Below are 22,312 nucleotides of genomic sequence, written 5' to 3'. Positions count from 1 at the left end.
TCCTTAACTTGTCATATTTTGTAAGCTCCGGGGTCAGGTCCACCATTTCTACACGGGCCCGGCCGTCTAGCCGGAAATTTGCCCTGCACCACCGGTTCAATCGGCGTCGCGCGTCGCCAGCACCTTGTCGATCAGGCCGTATTCCGCACCCTGCGCGGCTGACATGAAGTGGTCGCGGTCCGAATCCTTCTCGATCCGCTCCAGCGTCTGTCCGGTGCGTTCGGCATAGATGGTGTTGAGGCGGTGGCGCAGGTACAGCACCTCGCGCGCCTGGATCTCGATGTCGGATGCCACGCCCTGCGATCCGCCATGCGGCTGGTGGATCATGATGCGGGCGTTGGGCAATGCGTAGCGCTTGCCGGGCGCGCCCGCCGCCAGCAGGAAGGAGCCCATGCTGGCGGCAAAGCCGGTGCACAAGGTGGACACGTCCGGCTTGATGAACTGCATGGTGTCGTAGACGGCCAGGCCGGCGTACACCGAGCCGCCGGGCGAATTGATGTACAGTGAAATATCCTTGTTGGGATCCTCCGACTCCAGGAACAGCAACTGCGCAACGATCAGGTTGGCCGATTGCTCGGTCACCTCGCCGACCAGGAAGATCACGCGCTCCTTTAGCAGGCGCGAGTAGATGTCGAAGGCGCGCTCGCCGCGTCCCGTTTGTTCGACGACGGTGGGCACCAAGCCCAGTCCAAGGGGGAAATTCGCAGTCATGATCGTCCTTTCGCGTTTGAAGTAATCACCAGGTTGATTACTGCCCGCTTGACGCCCGCGCCCCCGCGCCGTGTGACGGCAAAAAAATATATAGTTGGCGTGTCACATCCGAAGCGCGCCGGACGTCATGTGGCACCGGCCCCATCACAGGAGATTTCCCATGCCACCGACCACCGATACCGACGGCGCGATATTCGAAACGCTGCGCCCGCGCCTGCAAGCGATCAGCCGCCGCATCGTCGGTAGCGAAGCGGAAGCCGAGGACGTCGTGCAGGATTGTTTTCTCAAGTGGCAAAGCGTCGAACAGGCGGCGCTGGCGACGCCGGCCGCATGGCTGACCACCGTCGTGCGACATCAGTCGATCGACCGCCTGCGCAAACGCGCGCGGGACATGGCGGCGGCGCGCCACGCGATGGAGCTGGCGCCCGGGGTGCCGTCCGCGACGCCTGAGGATGGCTTGCTGCGGCGCGCCGAGCTGGGCGAGGCGCTGGCCCGGATGCTGTCGCGCCTGGCGCCATCCGAACGCCTGGCGCTGGTGCTGCATGAAGTATTGGAATGCGAACACGCGGACATCGCGGCGGCACTCGGCACGACGACGGTGAACGCGCGCCAATACCTGGCGCGCGCAAGGCGGCGCTTACGGGAGGAGCGCGCGGAAGCGCCCGCCAGCGACAAGCTGTGCCGCGAGTTGATACGCCGCTTCCAGGCAGCGATCAACGGCCGCGACGTGCCGGCGATGGTGACACTGCTCGGTGACGAGCAGCCGGTGTCGGTGATCGCCTCGCCATTGCCGCGGCTGCGCGCCGGCGCCAGCGCCAACGACGCCGTCTACCACCCCTGCCACCCGTGCCGCCCCGCCCTGGCCGCTTAAAGCCGGCAATCCGGGGTCAGGTCCGCCATTGATGCATGAGCACGTGTAGAAATGGTGGACCTGACCCCGGAGTTACTCAATAACAACCTCTTTGCGGTTGTCGCGCGAGACGCGGTCGATCATCTTGTTGTACGGGTCGACGCCGACGTCGAACGGTTGCTCCTTGACCGTGACCGTGACCACCGGCTCGCTGCCGACCAATAGGCGCTTGTCAGTGAACAATACGCGTTCCTCGCTTTCCTTGGCGCCGGGCGCGCGCGCGAACACGGCAATCTCGACCGGCTCGTCGTAGGCGCGCGGCGTTTCCTTGCCTTTGCCGTCCGCTTCCATCTTGGCCAGGTGCAGCGTCATCGTCACGTCCCACTTGCCGTCGGCGCGCTTCCTGGCCTTGGCGTCCGTCACGCGGTTGTCGTAGAAGACGATCTTCTCGAACAGGTCGGTGATCAGCGCCTGCTTGTCCTGCGGCGCTTCGGCGCGTATGTAGGCCAGCAACTCGCGGCTGGTGGTGTACGGCGCCTGCTGGTATCCCTTGTCCTGCAGGAAGCGCTTGAGCGCGCGGTTGAGCGCCGCCTCGCCGATCTCGTCGCGCAGGCGGTAGAACACCAGGCTGCCCTTGCGGTAGTGGATGTATTGCTGGTTCTCGACGCGGAACAAGGGCTGCTCTTCGATCAGCTCGCCCCCACGGTCGCGCAGGTAGCTGTCGAGCTCGAAGCGCAGGAAACGGCGCAGCTTGTCGCGGCCGTATTCCTTTTCCATTACCATCAGCGCCGAATATTGCGCCAGCGATTCGATCAGCATGGTCGAACCCTGGACGTTGGCGCCGATCACCTGGTGCCCCCACCACTGGTGCGCCACCTCGTGCGCGGTGACGTAGTAGACGTAGTCGATGTCGTCCTTGTCGCGCAGGTCGGCGATGAAACCGAGCGCTTCCGAATACGGGATCGTGTTGGCGAACGATTGCGCGAAACCTTGGTAGTTCGGGAACTCCAGGATGCGCACCTGCTTGTGCTGGTACGGCGTGAAGTTGGCGTCGAAATAGTCGAGCGACTTCTGCGTCGACGTGATCATGCGGTCGACGTTGTAGGCGTGCTTGCTGTCGTAGTAGACCTCGATCGGCAGACCGCGCCACTCTCCCTTCTTGACGCTCCAGCGCGCCGACAGGTAGGCGAAGAAGTTGGCCATCGGCCGGTCCATCTTGTAGTGGAAGTAGCGCCGTCCACCCTGCTCCCAGGTCTTTTGCAAATAGCCCGGCGCGATGGCGATCTGGTCGCCGCTGGTCGAGACCGTGGTCTCGAAATTGATCCAGTCGGCCTCGCCGCCGAACGCTGTGTTGGCGCGCGCCTTTTCGTCCTCCAGCTTGGCCATGCGCTGCGGTTCGCCCAGGCCGCGCTTGCGGCGCTCGTTGCGGTCCTTCAGTTCGACGTCGTCGCGGTAGCCGAAGTGCGGGAAGTACTCGGAGTTGTTGAAGAAGGTGCCGTTCAGGTTGACGCTGTCGGCCGCGCCGCGGTTGGTGAAGCCCTGGTGGCGCACGTCGACCGTGAAGCCGAGGTCGAGGCGCGCGCCCGGTGCGATCGGCTGCGCCAGCGTGATGACCTTGAAGCCGGCGATCTTGTCGTCCAGCACCACCTGGTGCGGCGGCAGGTTGGCGTAGCGGGTCTCGACATCCGGATTGACCTGCAAGCGCAGCTCCGTCAGCGGCAGGCCGGTTTTGTTTTCCAGCAGATAGCGGCCACGGATCGCCACCCGGCGCTCGGCCGGATAGATGTCGACATCGGCGCGCACGTCGGTGATGCGCAGCTGCGGCAAGTCCTTGTATTTGCGGTAGTTCTTCTCGTAATCCGCCTGGCGGTCCATGGCGAGGTCCGACGGCACGTACTTGTTGAGCACATTCGTGTTATAGAAGATCCAGGCGCCGGTGCCGATGAAGCCGGCCACGCCGAGCGCCAGCGCCAGGCCGGCGCCGCCCTTCAACCGCGCGCCGGCCAGGCGCGCGCGGGCGCGCCACGGCCGCGCCAGGCCGCGCACCCAGAACGCCTGCGCCAGGATCAGCGCCGACACCGTGAACAGGCTCCAGTACAAGGCGTACCAGGCCCAGCCTTTGAGGAAGTGGCCGTAGCCGTTCATGTCCGAATAGCGCAAGCCCGGCAGCGAGGCGAAGTTGTACAGGTTGTGGTCGAAGTGCATCACGCCCAGCACGATCTGCGACACCATCAGCAGGATCACCAGCAGGTAGCCGATGAACTTGTTATTGGTGAGCACTTGCAGCGCCAGCGCGAACAGCCCCATCAGCACGAAGAAGGCCGATTCCAGCAGAATGCCCTTGACGTACAGGCCGGCCTCGATCGGCGCGCCGCCCTTGAACAGCTGGAAGCCGGCCGCCGCCACCGCGCCGGTGAGCAGGAAACCGAAGATGACGCCGACCAGCGCGACGCATTTGGCCAGCAGCGGCGCCCAGTCCGGCACCGGCATGGCGTCGCCGACGTCGGCGATCCTGGCCTGGCGTTCCTTGAAGATCAGTTCGCCGGCGTAGAAGGTCAGCACGATGATCAGCATGAAGTTGAAGGTGCCGCTCAGGGTCTGCAACATCAGGTGCGTGACCGGGTAGACGTTCGTGCCCAACATGCTGTCGGCCTGCGTGGCGGCGCCGATGAAGTTAAGCACGCCGAACAGCAGCATCACCAGGAAGGGCACGCTCTTGAACACCGCTTTCGCGTCGAAGGCGAGGATGTGCCAGCACTGGATCCAGCCGGTGGAGGCGCGGAAGCGCGGCGCAATGCGCGGCAACGCCACCGCCGACGGCGCCGGCCGGGCCAGGGCGGCCGGCTTGGCCTTGCCGAACAGGCGGCGCCCGGTGCCGACCCGTTGCGGCTTGAACAGGATCAAGGTAGCGACAAAGAAGACCACCGCGACGCCCAGCCACAGCAGGCGGTTGGCCAGCAGGTAGCCGGTGAACGGTGGCAGGCCGGCATTGGCCTCGGCCGCCGAGAAATAACGGGTGGCGCGGCCGAAGGCGCGCACGCCGAACGGGTCGACCAGCACGGCGATCCATTCGTTGTTGATGTCGCGCGTAAAGGCGCCGGCGACGGCCCACAGCACGAAGAAGCCCAGCACGCCGACGTAGACCAGCATCATCGAGCGGGTGGTGGCCGCCAGCAGCATCAGCAGCGCGCCGACGAACAGCAGGTTGGGAATGACGAAGAAGGCGAAGCTCCACAGGTAGGCCGCGCCCGGCAGCGGGCCGACGCGGGCCTCGTCCACCCACGGCATCAACGGGCCGAGCAGCATGCCGATGGCGATCAGCACGAAGATCGCCAGGCAGGCCACCAGGCCGGCGCTGAAGCGGCCGAGCAGGTACTGGTACTTGCGCATCGGCGTGGCGAACAGCATGTCGGAAATGCCGACCTCGCTGTCGCGCAGCACGGTGCCGGCGATGAAAATCGTCACGATGAACATCGAGATCACCGTGAACGTGCCCATGATCTGCGCCACGACCGTCGGCGCGTTGCGGTGGACGTTGCCGATGGCGCCGCCGACCTGGATGGCGTCGCTGGTGGTGGCGCCGAACGCCATCAGGGCGAGAATCAGGCCGCTGACCCACAGCAGCGGCTGGCGCAGCTGGTAGCGCAGGTCGAATTTGAAGAATTCAAGCAACATGGCGGCTCCTTACGCTGCGGCCGCAGGGGCGGCGACGGCGGCGGCCGGCGCGGCGGCGCGCGCGGCGTTGCGCACGTGCAGGAAGTAGACGTCCTCCAGGTCCGGCTCGACGGCGATGAAGCCGTCGTCCGGCTGGCTGTCGGCGTAGACGTTGATCTGCGGCTTGCCGCCGACCAGGCGCGTGTGCAGCACGTTGAAGCGCTGCTGGTATTCCGGCAGCGCCTCGGCGCTGACGCTGCGGCGCCAGACCTTGCTCTTGATGGTGTCGATGGCGGCCAGTGGCTCGCCCTGGCTGAGGACCTCGCCCTTGACGATGATGGCCATGCGCGGGCACAGGTCGGTGACGTCGGCAACGATGTGGGTCGACAGGATCACCACCACCTGCTCGCCGATCTTGGCCAGCAGGTTGAGGAAGCGGTTGCGCTCGTCCGGGTCGAGGCCGGCGGTCGGCTCGTCGACGATCACCAGACGGGGCGAGCCGAGCAGCGCCTGGGCGATGCCGAAGCGCTGCCGCATGCCGCCCGAGTAGGTGCCGAGGTTGCGCTTGCGCGCTTCCCACAGGTTGGTTTGCTGCAGCAGCGCTTCGACCGCCTCCTTGCGCTCGCCGCGCGCGGTCAGCCCCTTGAGGACGGCGAAGTGGTTGAGCAGGGTTTCGGCGCTGACCTTGGGGTAGACGCCGAAGTCCTGCGGCAGGTAGCCGAGCTGGCGGCGCAGCGCCTCGGGCTGGGCCAGCACGTCGAGGCCGTTGAAATCGATGCTGCCGCTATCGGGATCTTGCAAGGTGGCGATGGTGCGCATCAGCGAGGACTTGCCGGCGCCGTTGGGGCCGAGCAGGCCGAACATGCCGTTGGGGATGTCGAGGCTGACGTTGTTGATCGCTTTGACGCCGTTGGCGTAGGTCTTGCTCAGCTGTTTGATCGATAGCATGGAACGCATTCTCCGGATAAGGGACGGACGGGGTCCGTGGCAACCTTACTATAAGGTAAAGTTGCATACTTAGCAGGATTTTGCGATAGACTGCGGGTTTCGGGGGATGGACGGTGGTTTCCGCCCCCACCCTACGGCCGGTATTCGGGGAACATCTCTTTCAGCAGGAACGCGGTCAATTCCTTCTCGTCTTCCTTGCGCGCGCTCATGTGGACGGTTTTGCCCAGGCGGCGCGATTCCCATTCGAAATCGCCCGGCTTTTCCTTGCGGATGATCTTGATCATTTCCTTGACCACGGCCGTTTCGATGTCGCGCTCGCCACCCTGCTCGACGTGGATCTGCTGCAGCCAGTTGCGCTTGAAGTTGGTGTTCCAGCCACGGAACTTCACGTCGGCGCTGTTAGAGCGCTTGTCGACCGAGAACACGCCGCCCGTGTCGTCCTTGTCCACGCCGCTGGAGCGGCCCTGGGCGCCGGCGATATTGGCCTTGGCGATGCGCAGCGCGCGGTCGTTGGCGCTCTCCTCCGGCGCCGGCGGCGCCGGCTGCGGATTGTTGGCTTCGCGCGCGGCGCGGCGCTTGGCGATCATTTCCGACATGTCCGCCTCGGGCGGCGGCGTCATCGTCGCCTGCACCGGCGGCACATAGGTTTCCAGCTTGGGCTTGACGGCGGCCGGCGTCTCGCGGGTAACAGTCTGCTTGCGCGGCGGCGGCGGTTTGCTGGCCTTGGCCACTTCAGGCGTGGGCTTGGGCGTCGGTTTGGGCGTCGGCTTGGTCGGCGTGATCGGCAGCGGCTGGATATAGACCATCTGGCCCCCCTTGGGCGGCGCCGAGGTCTTGGTCTTTTCCGGCGCCGGCGCGATGAAGTAATACAACACGGCCAGCAAGTGCAAGGCGATCGAGATACCGATACCGATGCGGTTGGTCTTGGGCTTGCGGTCCCATGTGGCGAGCGGCTCCCCGGCCTGCGGCAGGGGTTGCCCGCAGGTTTCGCAATATCCGGTTGCGGAAAGTATATGGGAGTCGTGGTGCAAGATACCAAACCTTGTGCGTGAAAATGCGGCCATAGTGCCAGAGTCCCGATGGTTTGGAAACATCTGTTCAGGACCATCATACCGCGCCGTGCAAATCGGTGCGCGTATCCCAAGGTTCCACTTTACAATTTTCACGTCTTGACGGGTGTTACCGTATGTATCCAGGCCTTTATAAAATGACATGCGTGCCGTCGTTCACCGTAGCGGACACGGCCGCCAGAGGGCGGCGCGCGGGCTGGCGGCGGGGATAATCGGCCATCTGCGCGAACATGGCTGTCGCGCAACGGTCGGCGTCCAGCACCTGGCGCGAGCGCAGCATCGGGCGCGGCAAGGCGTGCGTGTAGTAATGACAACCCTCGACCGGATAGCCGAGCACCCAGATATTGCGCGCCGGTTCGCCCTGGAGGTTGAGCGGCTGGCTCGCCTCGTCGATTTCGATACCGCCCGGGTGGAACACGCCGTTGTAGTACGGCCGCACCAAGCCGCGTTTTAACACATTACGGATCAGTAATGACTCGTCCGTCTCGGGAAAAAAGGCGTCCAGCCGGGCCACGACCAGCACATCGACCGGCCGCCGCTCGGTGCCCTCGGCGAACTTGGTGCTCAGCACGTAGGTGGAATCGTCCTCGTCGGTCTCGACCACGCTGTTGGGGCCGGAGACGATGTCGATGACGCCGGCGTCGAGCAGCGCCAGCAGCTCCTCGTTGCGGCGCAGCGGCGGGCCGAAGGCGGCGCGGTTGATGGCCGGGTTGTAGACGTTGAGGAACTTGCGGTGCGAGGCCGGCGTCAGCCCGCCGTGCTCGATGGCGGCCTGCAAGGTGGCGCGGACATCGCGCAACACGTCGGTGGCGGCCTTGGTCGGACTGTCGATATTGCCCAGCCGCGCCTCGCGCAGATCGGTTTGCAGCCAGTCGGTGAAAAAGCCGCGGAACTCGTCGAGGTTGGCGAACTGGCGCTCGCGCAGCGGAAACAGCAGCGCATCGATCATCGCCTCGTCGTCGGCGTCCGGCACGAAGGTGAGCGGGTCCGGCACCAGGGCGGCCGTTGGCGAGGCGGGCAAGGCAGGCTGTGGGGCCGCGTGCCCGCACGCGCCGCCGCGGGCGTTGTTGGCCGGCAGCGCGGCAGTGCGCGCCAGGGTGTTACGGTAGACCCAGGCCATTTCGCGCTTGAGCAGCGGCAGCAGTTCCCGGTCGAAATCGAGCTGGCGGCTGCCGCGCGTGGCCAGCGCCATGCGCCGCAGCGCCTCGACCGCGTCCGGTGTGAAGTAATGCGGGTGGTGGCGGCCGTCGAGCCCCTTCTGGTTGATGCCGCGCGCGGCGTAGGGCAGGCAGTTGCGCGAGCACAAGGTCAGTTTCGGCTCGCGCCCGGAGCGCTGATAACGCAGCAAACCCGGCCGCCCCTGGCCGTTCGGCTCGCCGTTCGGCTGTCGTACGAAGGCGCCGCCGCGCCCCACCGTGAGCTCGGCGATCACATCGTGCGCGCTCAGGCCCAGCCCCTGGATCGCCACGCGCGCCTCGGGGCCGAGGCGATCGAGCTTGTCGAGCGGATAGATGTGGCGCACGAACGACAAGCGGCTGTTGTAGCGCGCGTGGTCCTGCGCGAACTTGGCCAGCGCGGCATCCAGATCGCTGGGCCGATTGCGGCCGTGGCCGGTGGTAAGGAAGACGAAATCGCTGTGGACGATGAAACCGCTTTCCAGCTCGATGGCGGTGCGCCCGTCCTGCTGCTGCCACAGGTCGTTGGCGCGCAGGCGGTGGTGGGTGAGCGTGAGGCAGGCCGGCAAGGCGGCCGCGATCTGCTGGTAGGTCCAGGCCAGGTATTCGCCCAGCATGCTGCGCGGCAGGTAGTCGGACTCGGTGATGTCGGCGCCGGCGCCGGCGATCCTGTGATAGCTGTCGCCGAAGCGGCGGTAACCGCTCTGGCGCGCCCACGCCGTCAGCGTCGGCGTGGCGCACAGCGGCGCGTGATGCACCGCGCCCAGCGCCGGGAACATGGTGACCTGGCTGGCCACCGTGTTGATCAACAGATGCTGCGGCTGGCGCGTGGTGTGCACGCCGGGGCCGCATTCGCCGGGCTCGATCAAAATGATGTCGAGCAGCAGCTGGCGGCTGCCGGCGATCGCCGCGATGCGTTCAAGTACGCTGAGCCCGCGAGGACCCATTCCTACTATCGTGACACTGTAGCGTTTCATTCCGGTCGCCTCTTTTTGTCATAGCCAACTTGCCTATGATAAATAAGCGACCCTTAAATTAACTTGTCACCCGTCAATGCTTGACTATGTTCACGGCCTTCAGTGGTACGGCGTGCACACTTTCCGGAGTGTAATCAACCACGTCCCCCGCCAGCTCGGCGTCGCTCATCGGGCCGGTGCCGCTGTATTTATCGAGGAACAGATAAATGACGGGCGTGATGTACAGGGTGATCACTTGCGAGAAGATCAAGCCGCCCACCACCGCCAAGCCCAGCGGCTGGCGCAGTTCGGCGCCGGCGCCAAGGCCCAGCGCGATCGGCAGCGCGCCCATCAGCGCCGCCAGGGTGGTCATCATGATCGGCCGGAAGCGCAGGATGCAGGCCTCGCGGATCGCCTCGGCCGGCGTGCGGCCCTCGTTGCGCTGCACGTGCAGCGCGAAGTCGATCATCATGATGGCGTTCTTCTTGACGATACCGATCAGCATCAGAATACCGATGATGGCAATCATCGTCAGATCGAGGTTGAACAGGCGCAAAGTCAGCAAGGCGCCCACGGCCGCCGACGGCAGGCCGGCCAGGATGGTCAGCGGGTGGATATAACTTTCATACAGCACGCCCAGCAGCACGTAAATCACGCCCACGGCAGCCAGGATCAGGATCAGCTGGCTGCCCTGCGAGCTCTGGAACACCGCCGCGTCGCCGCCATAGTTGGTGATGATCGACGGCGGCAGGTTCATGTCCACGCCCATGCGGTCGATCTTGGCGGTGGCCGTGCCCAGCGGCACATCCGGCGCCAGGTTGAACGAAATCGTGATCGCCTGCAGCTGGCCCTGGTGGTTGACGGCGGTCGGGCCGATGGTGCGCTCGACGCTGGCGATGCTCGACAGCTTGACCAGCTGGCCGGTCTTGTTGCGCACCGAGATCCGGGTCAGCGCGCTGTCGAACTGGCGGTCGGCGTCGGCCGCCTCCAGGATCACGTAGTAGCTGGCGGCCGGCGAATAGATGGTCGACACCTGCCGCTCGCCGAAGGCCAGATACAGCGCGGTGCGGATGTCGCCGATGGCCACGCCGAGGTTGTTGGCCTTGTCGCGGTCGATCTTGAGCGAGGCCTGCAAGCCCTTGTTCTGCGAATCGCTGGTGACGTCGCGGAAGTCGGGATCGTTGCGCATCTGGTCCAGGTATTTCTGCGCCCAGTCGTTGAGCGCGCCGGGGCTGACCGATTGCAGGGTGTACTGGTAGCGGCTCTTGGACGGGCGTCCGCCCAGCTGCAGGTTCTGCACCGGGCTCAGATACACGGCGATGCCGGGCACGGCCTTGGTGGCCTTGCGCAGGCTGTCCAGCACCTGCGGCATCTTCTGCCGTTCGCCGCGCGGCTTGAGCACCAGGAACATGCGCCCGCTGTTGCCGCCGCTGACAAACGAGACCACGTCCTGCACGTTGGGGTCGGCGCGGATCACCGCCACCACGCGGTCCTGCAAGGCCATCAGCGCGGCCGACGAGATGTCCTCGGAAGCCTCGGTGTTGACGCGGATCTGGCCCAGGTCCTCCTCGGGGAAGAAGCCCTTGGGTATCGTCATGTACAGCACCGCCGTCAGCACGAAGGTGCCCAGCGCGGCCAGCAGCACGACCGGCCGGTGGCGCAGCGCCACGTCCAGGGTGCTGGCGTAGCCGTTGCGCAGTTTGGTGAAACCGGCCTCGAACCAGCGGCCCAGGAAGTTGCCCTTGTCGTGCTCCGGATCGATGGTGTCGGCCGGCAGCAGGCGGCTGGCCAGCATCGGCACCAGCATCAGCGACACCGCCGCCGACACCAGCACCGACAGCGCGACGACGACGGCGAATTCGTGGAACATCAAGCCGATCACACCCGGCATGAAGAAGATCGGGATGAACACGGCCACCAGCGAGACCGAGATCGAGATGATGGTGAAGCCCATCTCCTTGGCGCCGATCAGCGACGCCTGCAACGGTTTCTTGCCCATCTCGATGTGGCGCACGATGTTTTCCAGCACCACGATGGCGTCGTCGACCACCAGGCCGACGGCCAGGGTGATGCCCAATAGTGAAACGTTGTCGAGGCTATAACCGAAGGCGTACAACAAGGCCAGCGCGCCCAGCAGCGAAATCGGCATCGTGATCGCTGGAATAAACGTCGCGGCGGCGCGGCGCAGGAACAGGAAGATCACCATCACCACCAGGAAGATGGTCAGCAGCAGGGTCAGGTTGACGTCGTGGATGGCCTCGCGGATCGACACCGAACGATCGTTGACGAGGTTGATGCTGATCGACTCCGGCACCTGGTTCTTGAAGCGCGGCAGCAGCGCGCGCACGCCGTCGACCACCTGCACGGTGTTGGCGTCGGGCTGGCGCTGCACCAGCAGCACGATCGAGCGCTCGCCGTTGTAGCTGCCGGCGGTCTTGACCGACTGGAAGCTGTCCTCGACGGTGGCGACGTCCTTCAGGCGCACCGGCTCGCCGTTGCGGGTGGCGACGATCAGCTCGGCGAATTCGGCCGCCTTCATCAGCTGGGCGTTCCCCTGGATGGTCAGCGTCTGGCTGGGGCCGTCCAGGATGCCCAGCGGCGTGTTGGCGTTGGCCGAGCGGATCGCCTGCTGCAACTCATCCAGGGTGAGGTCGCGCGCGTTCATCAGGTCCGACTTGGCGCGCACCCGCACCGCGAAGCGCTTCTGGCCGTTGACGGTGACTTGCGCCACGCCCGGCAGGGTCGACAGGCTCGGCGCGATCAGGTTCTCGGCGTAGTCGTTCAGCTCGGCCAGGGTCATCGACGGCGACGTCATCGTCATGAACAGCACCGGCGCGTCGGCCGGGTTGACCTTGCGGTAGGACGGCAGGTCGGTCATCTCGACCGGCAACTGGCGCTGGGCGCGCAACAGCGCGGCCTGGACATCGACCGCCGCCTCGTTGACGTTGACGCTCGGATCGAACTCCAGGGTCAGCGAGGAATTGCCCAGGATGTTGGTGGAGGTGATCAGCGACAGGCCGGCGATGGTCGAGAACTGCTTTTCCAGCGGCAGCGCGACCGACGAGGCCATGGTGTCGGGCGAGGCGCCCGGCAGGTCGGCCGAGACGTTGATGACCGGCGTGTTATAGCTGGGCAGCGCGGCGACCGGAATGTAGAAGTACGACAGCACGCCCGCCAGCACCAAGGTCAGCGACAGTAGCACCACCATCACGGGGCGCCGGATGCATAACTCGGAAAGGTTCATCGCCTAGCCCTTCTGTTTCGCGTTGTCGGTCCCCGGCTCGGCCGGCTTGTCGGCGCCGGCGATCCGCACCTTGCCGCCCGGCCGCAGGTTTTGCTTGCCGTCGACGATGATTTTCTCGGTGCCGCTCAATCCGGACACGGCGGCCTGGTCGCCAAAGGAGTGCAGCCGCTTGATGTTGACCACCTTGGCCGATTGGTCGCTATCGACCGCGTAGACGAAAGTGCCGCGGGTATTGCTGATGATAGCGTTTTGCGGGATCACCGTCGCGTCTTTTATCACATGGGAGACCAGCTGGGCGTTGACGTACTGGCCCGGCCACAGGCTGCTGCCCTTGTTGTCGAACTGCGCCTTGACGCGAATGACGCCGGCGACCGGATCGACGGTGTTGTCGATGAAGCTCAGGGCGCCGTTGATTGCCTTGTCCGAGCCGCCCAGGGTAACCTTGACCGGCACCGTGCCGCGCTGCTTGGCCTCCAGCAGCGCACCGAGCGCCGACTCCGGCAGGGTGAAGGCGACGTTGATCGGATCGAGCTGGGTGACGGTGGTGAGCGACGTCTCAAGCTGCACCAGGCTGCCCGGATAGACGTTGATGGCGCCGACCCGGCCCGTCATCGGCGCGCGGATCGAGGTGTAGCTGGCGTCGACGCCGACCGCGCGGGCGGCGGCGATGTCGGCCTCGAGCAGCGCGCGGGCCGATTCGACCTGGCTCTTGAGCGTGTCGACGGCGCCTTGGGCGACGAATTTCTGCTCCAGCAGATCCATCGCGCGCTGGTACTGGCGCTCGGCGTCGGCCAGGGTGGCGCGGTCGCGCGCGACCTGGGCTTGCGCCTTTTGCACATTGGCGCGCTGGCTGCGGTCGTCGAGCGAGAACATCAGCTCGCCGGAGGTGACGAACTGCCCTTCCTTGATATGCACCTTGGAGATGGTGCTGGTCGTTTGCGGATGCAGGTCGACGGTGCTGACCGGCGTCACCGTGCCGTTCGCTTGCAGCACGACGGCGACGTCCTGGCGCGCCGGCGCGACGACGCTGACCGTGGTCGGCCCCTGCGGGGCGTTGCCGTTCTTCGACTGGGCACCGGCCTGGGCCGGGCCGGCGCCGCCGTGCGTCGCGTACCAGACGCCGCCGCCAAGGATCGCGATGGCGCCCACCACATATGCTAACGAAGATTTTTTCATTTTTTAAGCCAGGGTTTTACCGATGAATGTAGTGCCAGGATTATTGCCGCCGTGCATCAGGGGGAGGCATTGTCGCATGATTTTTGACCAAAACTCGCGCTTCGTCGCTACTTTGTGGCGCGCTGTGGCGTTTTTGCGTGACGGTTTTGCGCAACGCACGAAGCCGGGTGAGCGCGCCGCGCCGATCAGCGCACGGCGTAGAACTCGGGCACGACCAGGGTGACCTCGAGCCCGCCGTCCGCATGGTTGGCCAGCACCACGTTGGCGCCGTGCTGCTCGGCGATGTTGCGGGCGATCGTCAGGCCCAGGCCGGTGCCGCCGGACTCGCGCGAGCGCGACGTCTCGATGCGGTAGAACGGCTCGAACACGCGCGCCATCTGGTCGTCCGGAATGCCGGGGCCGCCGTCGCGGATGCGGATGCGCGCCGCGCCCGCCAGGCGCTCGACGGTGACGTTGGCGTGGTGGCCGTACTTGACGGCGTTGTCGATCAAATTGACCAGGCAGCGGCGGATCGCCAGCGGCCGGCCCATCAGCGCCATGCCGGCCTTGCCGTTCAGCTCGACCGGCTGGCCGCTGTCGGTGGCGTCGCTGCAGACGCTGTCGAGCAGCGAGTCGAGGTCGAGCGCCTGCATGGTTTCCGTGGTGTCCATGCTGCGCGCCAGGTCCAGGCCTTCCTTGACCATCTGCTGCATCGCCGACAGGTCGTCGATCAGGCGCTGCTGCAGGTCGGCGTTGTCGACCTTTTCCAGCCGCAGGCGCAGGCGCGTGAGCGGGGTTTGCAGGTCGTGTGTGATGGCCGCCAGCATCTGCGTGCGCTGCATGATGTGCTGGCGGATGCGCGCCTGCATGGCGTTGAAGGCGGCGCTGGCCTGGCGGATCTCGGCCGCGCCGCTGAGCACGACGGGCGGATGGTTGATGTCGTTGCCCAGGTCCTTGGCCGCCTGCGCCAGCAGCTTGAGCGGACGCATCGTCATGCGCGTGACCAGGTAGGCCAGCACCGCGACGCTGAACAGGAACGGCAGCAGCGCCAGCATCTCGCTGTACTCGGTGGCCGGCTTCTCGGGCGGCGGCAGGATCGACAGCTTGAGCAGTTCGCCGTCGCGCAGGCGCACGCGCATGGCCTCGCAAGCACCGCCCCATTGCGACGGCGCGAAGATGTAGCTCTGGCGCGGCTGGTAGCAGGCGGCCGGGCGCTCGCGCAGCGGCATCAGCTGGATGCCCTGGCCGAGGCGCTGCTGCAAGCGGGTGGAAAATTCGGTCGGGCCGGTGGTGTCGGCCAGCGGTTGGTCGGGGCGCTGCAGCAGGATGGTGCCGCGCGTGGCCATGCGCAGATAGGTCGCGCGCGACGGTTCGGTGAGCGCCTCGGCGGTCGAGATCAGCTGTTCGGCGCGCTCCATCGCATGGAAGTCGCGGTAGCGTTCGAACGCGCGGGTGCGCTCGCCGACGGCCAGCCACTGGGTCAGCGCCGCCGAGGCGATGATGCCGAGCAGCAGGACGGTAAAGACCCGGCCGGTCATCGAGCCGAAGAACGCTTTCAAGGGTGCGGCTCCACGGTGACCTGGCCGGCCAGCACGTAGCCGCCGTTGCGCACGGTCTTGATAATCTGCGGCACGCGCGCGTCCTCGCCCAGCTTTTGCCGCAGGCGGCTGATCTGGATGTCGATCGAGCGGTCGAACGGATCGGCGTCGCGGCCTTGCGTCAGGTTCAACAGCTGGTCGCGGTTGAGCACGCGGTTTGGATGTTCGAGGAATACTTTGAGCAGGCGGAACTCGGCGCCCGACAGCATGATGACGATGCCGTCCGGGTTGAGCAGGTGGCGCGCCGTCAGGTCGAGGGTCCAGTTGGAAAAGCGCATCTGCTGCGCCTTGTCGGTGCCGCTGCCGCTGGGCATGGCGTTACTGCGGCGCAGGACGCTGCGGATGCGGGCCAGCAGCTCGCGCGGCTCGAACGGTTTGGGCAGGTAGTCGTCGGCGCCCATTTCGAGGCCGAGGATGCGGTCGAGCGGCTCGCCGCGCGCGGTCAGCATGATCACCGGCAGGGTCGACTGCGCGCGCAGCTTGCGGCACAGGGTCAGGCCATCATCGCCGGGCAGGTTGAGGTCGAGCACGACCAGGTCGGGTTTGGCTTCGTCGAGCATCTTCCACATGGCCACGCCGTCGGCGGCGCACAGCGCCCGGTAGCTGTTCGATTCCAGGTAGTCGGCCAGCAGGGTACGGATGTCGCGGTCGTCGTCGACGATCAGAATAGTAGATGTGGGTTCCATGCCTTAATTATCCTTAGTTCGGACGCGCCTGACCAATCACCAATTGTATCGTCTTGTATATGACCGCAAGGTTGTGACAACGCGGTGACAACGCGAAACATCTGGATACAAACACTATGACACGGGAAACGTCATGGCAATCTTCGGCTGCGAAGATGGGTTCAAGCGCGGCAACAAACTACCGCGATACCGTGAATCACTGAACTACTCATCGATAAAGGAAATGACCATGAACGTACTTCGCAAAAGCATACTGATCGGTTTTACGGTGCTGGGCATGGCCGCCGCGCACGCGCAGGACGCAGCGCCGGCCGCCGGCCGGGACCAGACCGCCAACATGGAGCAGCGCCGCGCCAAGATGTCGGAGATGTACGCCAAGCGCCAGGCCAGGCTGCATGACCAGCTGAAGCTGACGGCGCAGCAGGAATCGGCCTGGACCAGCTACCAGGCGGCGATCAAGCCATCGATGCCGGACGGCGCGCGTCCGCAGCGAGGCGAGTTCGCCAAGCTGACGGCGCCTGAACGTTTGAGCAAGATGATCGAGATGACCAAGCAGCGCGAGGCAAAGATGGAAACGCACCTGACGGCGCTGACTTCGTTCTACGGCCAGCTGACGCCGGAGCAGAAGAAGATGTTCGACGAGCGCGCCATGGGCGGCAAGTACGGCGGCCACGGCCAGCGCGGCGGCTGGCGTCATCACGGCTGATGTAAAAACCTGCGGGGGTCAAGTCTGACATTCGGACACAATCTCAGCCGTAAAGGCCGTGTAGTGTTCAGGCCGTGTCCGAATGACAGACTTGACCCCGGGTTTAGGGGAACGCGCGCGACAAGGAATTGTGGAACTGACCGGCGTTCTGATAGCCGATCACGCGCGCGCCAGGTATCTCCTGCCCTTTGCCGTCAAATAAGATGATCCCCGGCGGTCCGAATAAGCCGAACCGCTTCAGCATGGCCTTGTCGTCGGCGTCGTTGGCCGTTACGTCCACCTGCAGCAGCACCGTGTTGGCCAGCTTGTCGCGCACCTTGGCGTCGACGAAGGTCAGCTTCTCCATCTCCTTGCACGACACGCACCAATCCGCATAGAAATCGAGCATGGCGGTCTTGCCGCCAGTCTGCGCCAGCACCGCATCGAGCTGCGCCACGGTCTTGATGCGCTGGAACACCAGCGGCGTGTGCTGGTTGCCGGTCAAGTGCGCCAGCGGCGCCAGCGGATCGCGTCCGCCGCTGACCACGCCAACCAGTTGCGTCAGCCCCAGCACGGCGACCGCCACGCCCACCGTCTTGCCGACCCAGGCGCCGGAATTGAGCAGCAAGTACATGCCGTAGCCGACCAGCAGCGCGGCCCAGCCCATCATCTGCACGGCCGCCGGCAGCACCGGCGACACCAGCCACCATGCCATCGCCAGCATCAGCACGCCAAAGAAGCGCTTGACCGAATCCATCCACTTGCCGGCCTTGGGCAGCAAGGCGCCGGCGGAGACGCCGACCAGGATCAGCGGCACGCTCATGCCGACCGCCATCGCGAACAGCGCGCTGCCGCCGATGACGATGTCGCGCGTCTGGCTGATGTAGACCAGCGCGGCGGCCAGCGGAGCGGCCACGCACGGGCCAACGATAAGCGCCGAGATCGCGCCCATGACGAACACGCCGGCCAGCTTGCCGGAGGATTGGCGGTTGGAGACGCCGCTCAATTTGGACTGCAGCGCGGCAGGCACTTGCAGGTCGTAGTAGCCGAACATCGACAGCGACAGGATCGCCATCAGCACGGCGAAGGTGCCCAGCACCCACGGATTTTGCAGCGCGGCGGACAAGCCCTCGCCCGCCAGGCCGGCTGCCACGCCAAGCGCGGTGTAGACAATGGCCATGCCCAGCGCGTAGGTGACCGACAGCAGCAGACCGCGGCTGCGGTTACTGCGGTCGCCCTCGCCGACGATGATCGACGACAAAATGGGCACCATCGGCAGCACGCACGGCGTGAACGACAGGCCCAGGCCGAGCAAGGCGAACAGCGGCAGGATCACCAGCAGGCTGCCGGTCTTGAGCGCGGCTTCCAGCCGGCCCGATTCACCGACCGGTGCAGCCGCCACGGCGGCAGGTGGCGGCGCAGGTGGCACGATGTCCTCGGCGGTCGGCTTGGGGATGGTGTAGATATTGACGCCGGGGCTGACGGCGGCCGGTTTGCCTTCGCCGATGGCCGGGGCCGAAGTGGCGGCCGTTGTCGTTGCTGCCGCTGCGGCGACCGGCTTCGCGGCGGCGGCCGTGGCCGCGCCCTTCGCGCCGGGCGCGGCCGGCAGCGGCACCGAGCCGCTGCCGGTCAGCTGCGCCTTGTAGTCTTGCGGCGAGTAGCACAGGCCTTTTTCCGAGCAACCCTGCCCGCTGACCAGCAAGGTGAACGGGCCGTCGACGTCGACCGGTATCGTGATGGTGACGTTCTGGCGGTAGGTTTCGACGTCCTTTTCAAACGTGGCGTCGTAGTGGACTTTGCCGGCCGGGATCAAAGGCGTGCCGAGCTTGGCGCCGACGGCGCTGAACTTGAACGGTTCGCGGTACATGTAGTAGCCGTCGGCGATCTGGAAGTTGACCGCGATCGTGTGGCCGTCGACCATGCGCGCGGAGAACTTGAACGCCAGCGCGGGATCGAGGAAGTCCTGGGCGCGGGCGGGACCGGTCAACAGCACGGCGATCAGGGACAACAGCGTGGCAAAAAGACGGGCGAAACGGGACATGAAAACCTTCTATCAGCGGGGATGGTCGTTGGAGCAAGTGCGATAGTACACCGAGCCGTGGTTTCCCGCCCGCGCCCGGGCACGGTGACCAGCGGTTATCGCGGCGAATTTACCGGCGTCGCCGTTTTGTGCGAAACTTAATTTTTGCCCACCTGGAGCCGACTCCGATGTCTACGTTACGCCCGTTGCTGTTTTCCGCTTTGGCGCTGGCCGCCGTCCCGACCCTGGCGCAAGCGCCGGCCGAGGCGCTGGCCGCCGTGTCCGCCGACGATTTGCTGACCCATATCAAGACTTTGGCTTCCGACGAATTCGAGGGCCGCGCCCCGGGCTCGGCCGGCGAAGCGAAGACGGTGGCGTATCTGGAGCAGGAATTCAAAAAGCTGGGCCTGAAACCGGGCAATCCGAACGGCAGCTGGGTGCAGCCGGTGCCGATGCGCGGCATGACGCCGGCGCCGTCGTTCACCTACACGATCGGCGGCAAGACCGTGGCGCTCAATTTCCCGGAAGACTATGTCGCGCACTCGACCAGCCAGCCGGCCAAGGTGGCCGTCGACAAGTCCGAGATCGTGTTCGTCGGCTACGGTGTGCAGGCGCCCGAGTACGGCTGGGATGATTACAAGGGTGTCGACGTGCGCGGCAAGACCATCCTGATGCTGATCAACGATCCGGCCGTGCCCGATCCGAAGAATCCGGCCGAGCTCGACCCGGCCATGTTCAAGGGCAAGGCGATGACCTATTACGGCCGCTGGACCTACAAGTACGAGATCGCCGCCAAACTGGGCGCGGCGGCGGCGATCATCATCCACGAGACCAAGCCGGCGGCGTACCCGTGGGACGTGGTGCGCAGCGGCGGCAACAGCGAGAACTTCAGCCTGCTGCGCGACGGCCCCGATCCGGACGCGCCGGCGGTGCCGGGCTGGATCCAGCTGGACAAGGCCAAGGCGATGATGGCGGCCGCCGGCTACGATTTCGACAAGCTGAAACAGCAGGCGCTGACCAAGGACTTCCGTCCCGTCAGCCTGAAAGGAACGGCCAGCTTCAAGATCGACAACACGGCGCGCACCGTCAACTCGAACAACGTGGTGGCGATGATCCCGGGCAGCGACCCCAAGCTGAAGGATGAATTCGTCATCTACAGCGCCCACTGGGACCATCTGGGCATCGACGAGCGCCTGCCGGGCGAGCGCACCAAACAGATCTACCACGGCGCGCTCGACAACGCCTCCGGCGTGGCCGCGCTGATGGAGATCGCCAAGGCCTATAAGGCGCTGCCACCGGCGCAGGCGCCGAAGCGCTCGATCCTGTTCCTGGCGACCACCGCCGAGGAGCGCGGCCTGCTGGGCGCGAAATACTACGCGGCCCATCCGCTGTATCCGCTGAAAAAAACGGTCGCCAACATCAACATTGACGGCATCAACGCCTGGGGCAAGACGGCACAGATCGAGAACGTGACGTCCGGGCATTCGAGCATCGACGGCTTGCTGGCCAGATACGCCATGACGCAGGGCCGGGTGATGGACGGCGATTCGCGTCCGGAGCTGGGCAGTTTCTACCGGGCCGACCAGCTGGAGTTCGCCCGCGCCGGCGTGCCGGTGCTGTACACCAAGGCTCGCAGCCGCTATCTGGACAAGCCGGAGAACTATGCGCGCGAGAAGGTCGATTACTACTTCACCAAGGATTACCACCAGGTGACCGACGATGTGCGCGGCGATTGGGATTTCAGCGGCGGCGTGCAGGACATCCAGCTGCTGTTCCAGGTGGGCCTGGATATCGCACAGGGCATGACGCCGACGTGGAACGCGGGGTCGGAGTTCAAGTCGGCGGGCGACAAGCGGTTGAAGTAAGCGCGTGACGCAGCGGCCAACAAAAAAGCCAGGCTGAGCCTGGCTTTTTCTAGACAACTACCACAACAGCGAAGATTACTCTTCAGCGGTTGGAGCGGCGTCGATGTCGGTGACTTCTGGACGGTCCATCAGCTCAACGTAAGCCATTGGAGCGTTGTCGCCAACACGGAAACCCATTTTCAGGATGCGCAGGTAGCCGCCGTTGCGGTTTGCGTAGCGTGGGCCCAGTTCTGCGAACAGCTTCAGAACCATTTCACGATCGCGCAGACGGGAGAATGCCAGACGCTTGTTTGCCAGGGTGTCGGTCTTGCCCAGGGTCAGGATCGGCTCGATCACGCGACGCAGTTCTTTCGCTTTTGGCAGCGTGGTTTTGATGGCTTCATGACGCAGCAGGGAAACGGTCATGTTGCGCAGCATTGCCAGACGGTGGGACGAGGTACGATTCAGTTTACGGAGGCCGTGACGGTGACGCATGGTACTTCCTTTCAGGTGTTTAAATCCGAGTTCTTCGATCGCTCACGTGTGACGGTGGGCGCGGACCGGTTCTAGGGATAACGCCCGGCACAACATGTGCCGGGCGGGTGCTACAACTGCTAATCAGTTGGTGACAGGGCAGAACATCGCTGAGCGATGTCCAGCACTGTCACCAATTTGTTACCTTGTTATTTTTCCAGCCCGGCAGGCGGCCAGTTTTCCAGCTTCATGCCCAGGGTCAGGCCACGGGAAGCCAGAACTTCCTTGATTTCGTTCAGGGACTTGCGGCCCAGGTTTGGCGTCTTGAGCAGTTCGTTTTCCGAACGCTGGATCAGGTCGCCGATGTAGTAGATGTTTTCCGCTTTCAGGCAGTTGGCCGAACGCACGGTCAGTTCCAGGTCGTCCACTGGACGCAGCAGGATCGGATCGACCAGCGGCGCGCGCGATGGCGCTTCGGCGGCGGCTTCGGTGCCTTCCAGGGCGGCGAACACGTTCAACTGGTCAACCAGGACGCGCGCCGACTGACGGATCGCTTCTTCCGGCGAGATGACGCCGTTGGTTTCGATGTTGATGATCAGCTTGTCCAGGTCGGTACGCTGTTCCACGCGAGCGGACTCGACGAAGTAGGAAACGCGGCGCACTGGCGAGAACGACGCATCCAGAATGATGCGGCCGATGGTTTTGTTGGTGTCTTCGGACAGGCGGCGAACGTTGCCCGGCACATAGCCACGGCCTTTTTCGACTTTGATCTGCATGTCCAGTTTGCCGCCGGCGGTCAGGTGGGCGATCACGTGGTCCGGATTGATCAGTTCCACGTCGTGTGGCAGATCGATGTCCGAGGCCAGGATGGCGCCTTCGCCTTCCTTTTTCAGGGTCAGGGTGACGGAGTCACGGTTGTGGACTTTGAAGACCACGCCCTTGAGGTTCAGCAGCAGGTCGACGACGTCTTCCTGCACGCCGTCGAGCGACGAGTATTCGTGCACGACGCCGGCGATCGTCACTTCGGTTGGCGCGTAGCCGACCATCGACGACAGCAGTACGCGACGCAGCGCATTACCCAATGTATGGCCATAGCCGCGTTCGAACGGCTCCATCACTACTTTAGCGTGGCCGGCGCCCAGCGCCTCTACATCGATAATACGTGGCTTCAACAAACTGTTTTGCATGAAATGTCCTTTTCAATACCCTCGGCGCGTTAGGCCGATAAGGCTGATGGCATTA

General features: G+C 65.0%; 15 protein-coding genes. 3 read left to right on the top strand and 12 right to left on the bottom strand.

Annotated features, from left to right (window positions below):
* Nucleotides 1–96 precede the first annotated feature (96 nt).
* Nucleotides 97–711 (bottom strand): ATP-dependent Clp endopeptidase proteolytic subunit ClpP, encoded by a 615-nt coding sequence (clpP, locus tag NHH73_03995; GenBank protein ID USX27473.1) that lies wholly within the window; start codon nucleotides 709–711, stop codon nucleotides 97–99.
* Nucleotides 712–871: 160 nt separating this feature from the next.
* Here clpP and NHH73_03990 point away from each other — a divergent pair, with 160 nt between their 5' ends.
* Complete coding sequence (locus NHH73_03990; protein ID USX27472.1) at nucleotides 872–1,582, top strand: sigma-70 family RNA polymerase sigma factor; 711 nt, start codon at nucleotides 872–874, stop codon at nucleotides 1,580–1,582.
* Nucleotides 1,583–1,654: 72 nt separating this feature from the next.
* On the opposite strand, the gene NHH73_03985 is transcribed toward NHH73_03990, so the two are convergent.
* The 8 genes from NHH73_03985 to NHH73_03950 form a co-directional block, all read right to left on the bottom strand.
* Nucleotides 1,655–5,236, bottom strand: coding sequence for an ABC transporter permease subunit (locus NHH73_03985; GenBank protein ID USX27471.1), 3,582 nt, complete (start codon nucleotides 5,234–5,236; stop codon nucleotides 1,655–1,657).
* 9 nt (nucleotides 5,237–5,245) lie between these two features.
* The gene (locus NHH73_03980; GenBank protein USX27470.1) at nucleotides 5,246–6,163 is read right to left on the bottom strand and encodes an ABC transporter ATP-binding protein; all 918 of its coding nucleotides are present in this window, start codon (nucleotides 6,161–6,163) and stop codon (nucleotides 5,246–5,248) included.
* Nucleotides 6,164–6,294: 131 nt separating this feature from the next.
* On the bottom strand, nucleotides 6,295–7,194 hold the full coding sequence (locus NHH73_03975; protein USX27469.1) for a hypothetical protein: 900 nt from the start codon (nucleotides 7,192–7,194) through the stop codon (nucleotides 6,295–6,297).
* A gap of 169 nt (nucleotides 7,195–7,363) precedes the next feature.
* Nucleotides 7,364–9,385 carry an FAD/NAD(P)-binding protein gene (locus NHH73_03970; GenBank protein USX27468.1) on the bottom strand — a complete coding sequence of 674 codons (2,022 nt, stop codon included), beginning with the start codon at nucleotides 9,383–9,385 and terminating at the stop codon, nucleotides 7,364–7,366.
* Nucleotides 9,386–9,458: 73 nt separating this feature from the next.
* Nucleotides 9,459–12,608: an efflux RND transporter permease subunit gene (locus tag NHH73_03965; protein ID USX27467.1), complete on the bottom strand. Its 3,150-nt coding sequence runs from the start codon at nucleotides 12,606–12,608 to the stop codon at nucleotides 9,459–9,461.
* Between the two features lie 3 nt (nucleotides 12,609–12,611).
* Nucleotides 12,612–13,784 carry an efflux RND transporter periplasmic adaptor subunit gene (locus NHH73_03960; GenBank protein USX27466.1) on the bottom strand — a complete coding sequence of 391 codons (1,173 nt, stop codon included), beginning with the start codon at nucleotides 13,782–13,784 and terminating at the stop codon, nucleotides 12,612–12,614.
* A 185-nt stretch (nucleotides 13,785–13,969) separates the two neighbouring features.
* Complete coding sequence (locus NHH73_03955) at nucleotides 13,970–15,322, bottom strand: ATP-binding protein (GenBank protein USX27465.1); 1,353 nt, start codon at nucleotides 15,320–15,322, stop codon at nucleotides 13,970–13,972.
* Nucleotides 15,319–16,047 carry a response regulator gene (locus tag NHH73_03950; protein ID USX27464.1) on the bottom strand — a complete coding sequence of 243 codons (729 nt, stop codon included), beginning with the start codon at nucleotides 16,045–16,047 and terminating at the stop codon, nucleotides 15,319–15,321. The genes NHH73_03955 and NHH73_03950 overlap by 4 nt, the downstream gene beginning before the upstream one ends.
* A gap of 229 nt (nucleotides 16,048–16,276) precedes the next feature.
* Here NHH73_03950 and NHH73_03945 point away from each other — a divergent pair, with 229 nt between their 5' ends.
* A complete protein-coding gene (locus tag NHH73_03945) occupies nucleotides 16,277–16,753 on the top strand; it encodes a Spy/CpxP family protein refolding chaperone (protein USX27463.1) in 477 nt (158 codons plus the stop codon).
* A 103-nt stretch (nucleotides 16,754–16,856) separates the two neighbouring features.
* Here the strand turns inward: NHH73_03945 and dsbD are convergent, their stop codons facing one another.
* Entirely contained in the window at nucleotides 16,857–18,773 is a 1,917-nt protein-coding gene (gene dsbD / locus NHH73_03940) for a protein-disulfide reductase DsbD (protein USX27462.1), read from the bottom strand.
* A gap of 167 nt (nucleotides 18,774–18,940) precedes the next feature.
* Here dsbD and NHH73_03935 point away from each other — a divergent pair, with 167 nt between their 5' ends.
* A complete protein-coding gene (locus NHH73_03935) occupies nucleotides 18,941–20,617 on the top strand; it encodes a M28 family peptidase (protein USX27461.1) in 1,677 nt (558 codons plus the stop codon).
* Between the two features lie 75 nt (nucleotides 20,618–20,692).
* Here the strand turns inward: NHH73_03935 and rplQ are convergent, their stop codons facing one another.
* Together rplQ and rpoA are read right to left on the bottom strand one after the other, a co-directional pair.
* Entirely contained in the window at nucleotides 20,693–21,091 is a 399-nt protein-coding gene (rplQ, locus tag NHH73_03930; GenBank protein USX27460.1) for a 50S ribosomal protein L17, read from the bottom strand.
* A gap of 188 nt (nucleotides 21,092–21,279) precedes the next feature.
* Entirely contained in the window at nucleotides 21,280–22,257 is a 978-nt protein-coding gene (rpoA, locus tag NHH73_03925; protein USX27459.1) for a DNA-directed RNA polymerase subunit alpha, read from the bottom strand.
* Between the last annotated feature and the right edge of the window lie 55 nt (nucleotides 22,258–22,312).

This window comes from Oxalobacteraceae bacterium OTU3CINTB1 (assembly GCA_024123955.1).
Lineage (GTDB): Bacteria > Pseudomonadota > Gammaproteobacteria > Burkholderiales > Burkholderiaceae_D > Rugamonas.
Note: the sequence above shows the minus strand (reverse complement) of the source record. Positions and strands in the feature narration are given on the sequence as shown.

What these genes read in the sequence shown, in the direction of transcription:
- clpP (USX27473.1), bottom strand. Translation starts at nt 711, where the DNA reads ATGACTGCGAATTTCCCCCTTGGACTGGGCTTGGTGCCCACCGTCGTC.
- NHH73_03990 (USX27472.1), top strand. Translation starts at nt 872, where the DNA reads ATGCCACCGACCACCGATACCGACGGCGCGATATTCGAAACGCTGCGC.
- NHH73_03985 (USX27471.1), bottom strand. Translation starts at nt 5,236, where the DNA reads ATGTTGCTTGAATTCTTCAAATTCGACCTGCGCTACCAGCTGCGCCAG.
- NHH73_03980 (USX27470.1), bottom strand. Translation starts at nt 6,163, where the DNA reads ATGCTATCGATCAAACAGCTGAGCAAGACCTACGCCAACGGCGTCAAA.
- NHH73_03970 (USX27468.1), bottom strand. Translation starts at nt 9,385, where the DNA reads ATGAAACGCTACAGTGTCACGATAGTAGGAATGGGTCCTCGCGGGCTC.
- NHH73_03965 (USX27467.1), bottom strand. Translation starts at nt 12,608, where the DNA reads ATGAACCTTTCCGAGTTATGCATCCGGCGCCCCGTGATGGTGGTGCTA.
- NHH73_03960 (USX27466.1), bottom strand. Translation starts at nt 13,784, where the DNA reads ATGAAAAAATCTTCGTTAGCATATGTGGTGGGCGCCATCGCGATCCTT.
- NHH73_03950 (USX27464.1), bottom strand. Translation starts at nt 16,047, where the DNA reads ATGGAACCCACATCTACTATTCTGATCGTCGACGACGACCGCGACATC.
- NHH73_03945 (USX27463.1), top strand. Translation starts at nt 16,277, where the DNA reads ATGAACGTACTTCGCAAAAGCATACTGATCGGTTTTACGGTGCTGGGC.
- dsbD (USX27462.1), bottom strand. Translation starts at nt 18,773, where the DNA reads ATGTCCCGTTTCGCCCGTCTTTTTGCCACGCTGTTGTCCCTGATCGCC.
- NHH73_03935 (USX27461.1), top strand. Translation starts at nt 18,941, where the DNA reads ATGTCTACGTTACGCCCGTTGCTGTTTTCCGCTTTGGCGCTGGCCGCC.
- rplQ (USX27460.1), bottom strand. Translation starts at nt 21,091, where the DNA reads ATGCGTCACCGTCACGGCCTCCGTAAACTGAATCGTACCTCGTCCCAC.
- rpoA (USX27459.1), bottom strand. Translation starts at nt 22,257, where the DNA reads ATGCAAAACAGTTTGTTGAAGCCACGTATTATCGATGTAGAGGCGCTG.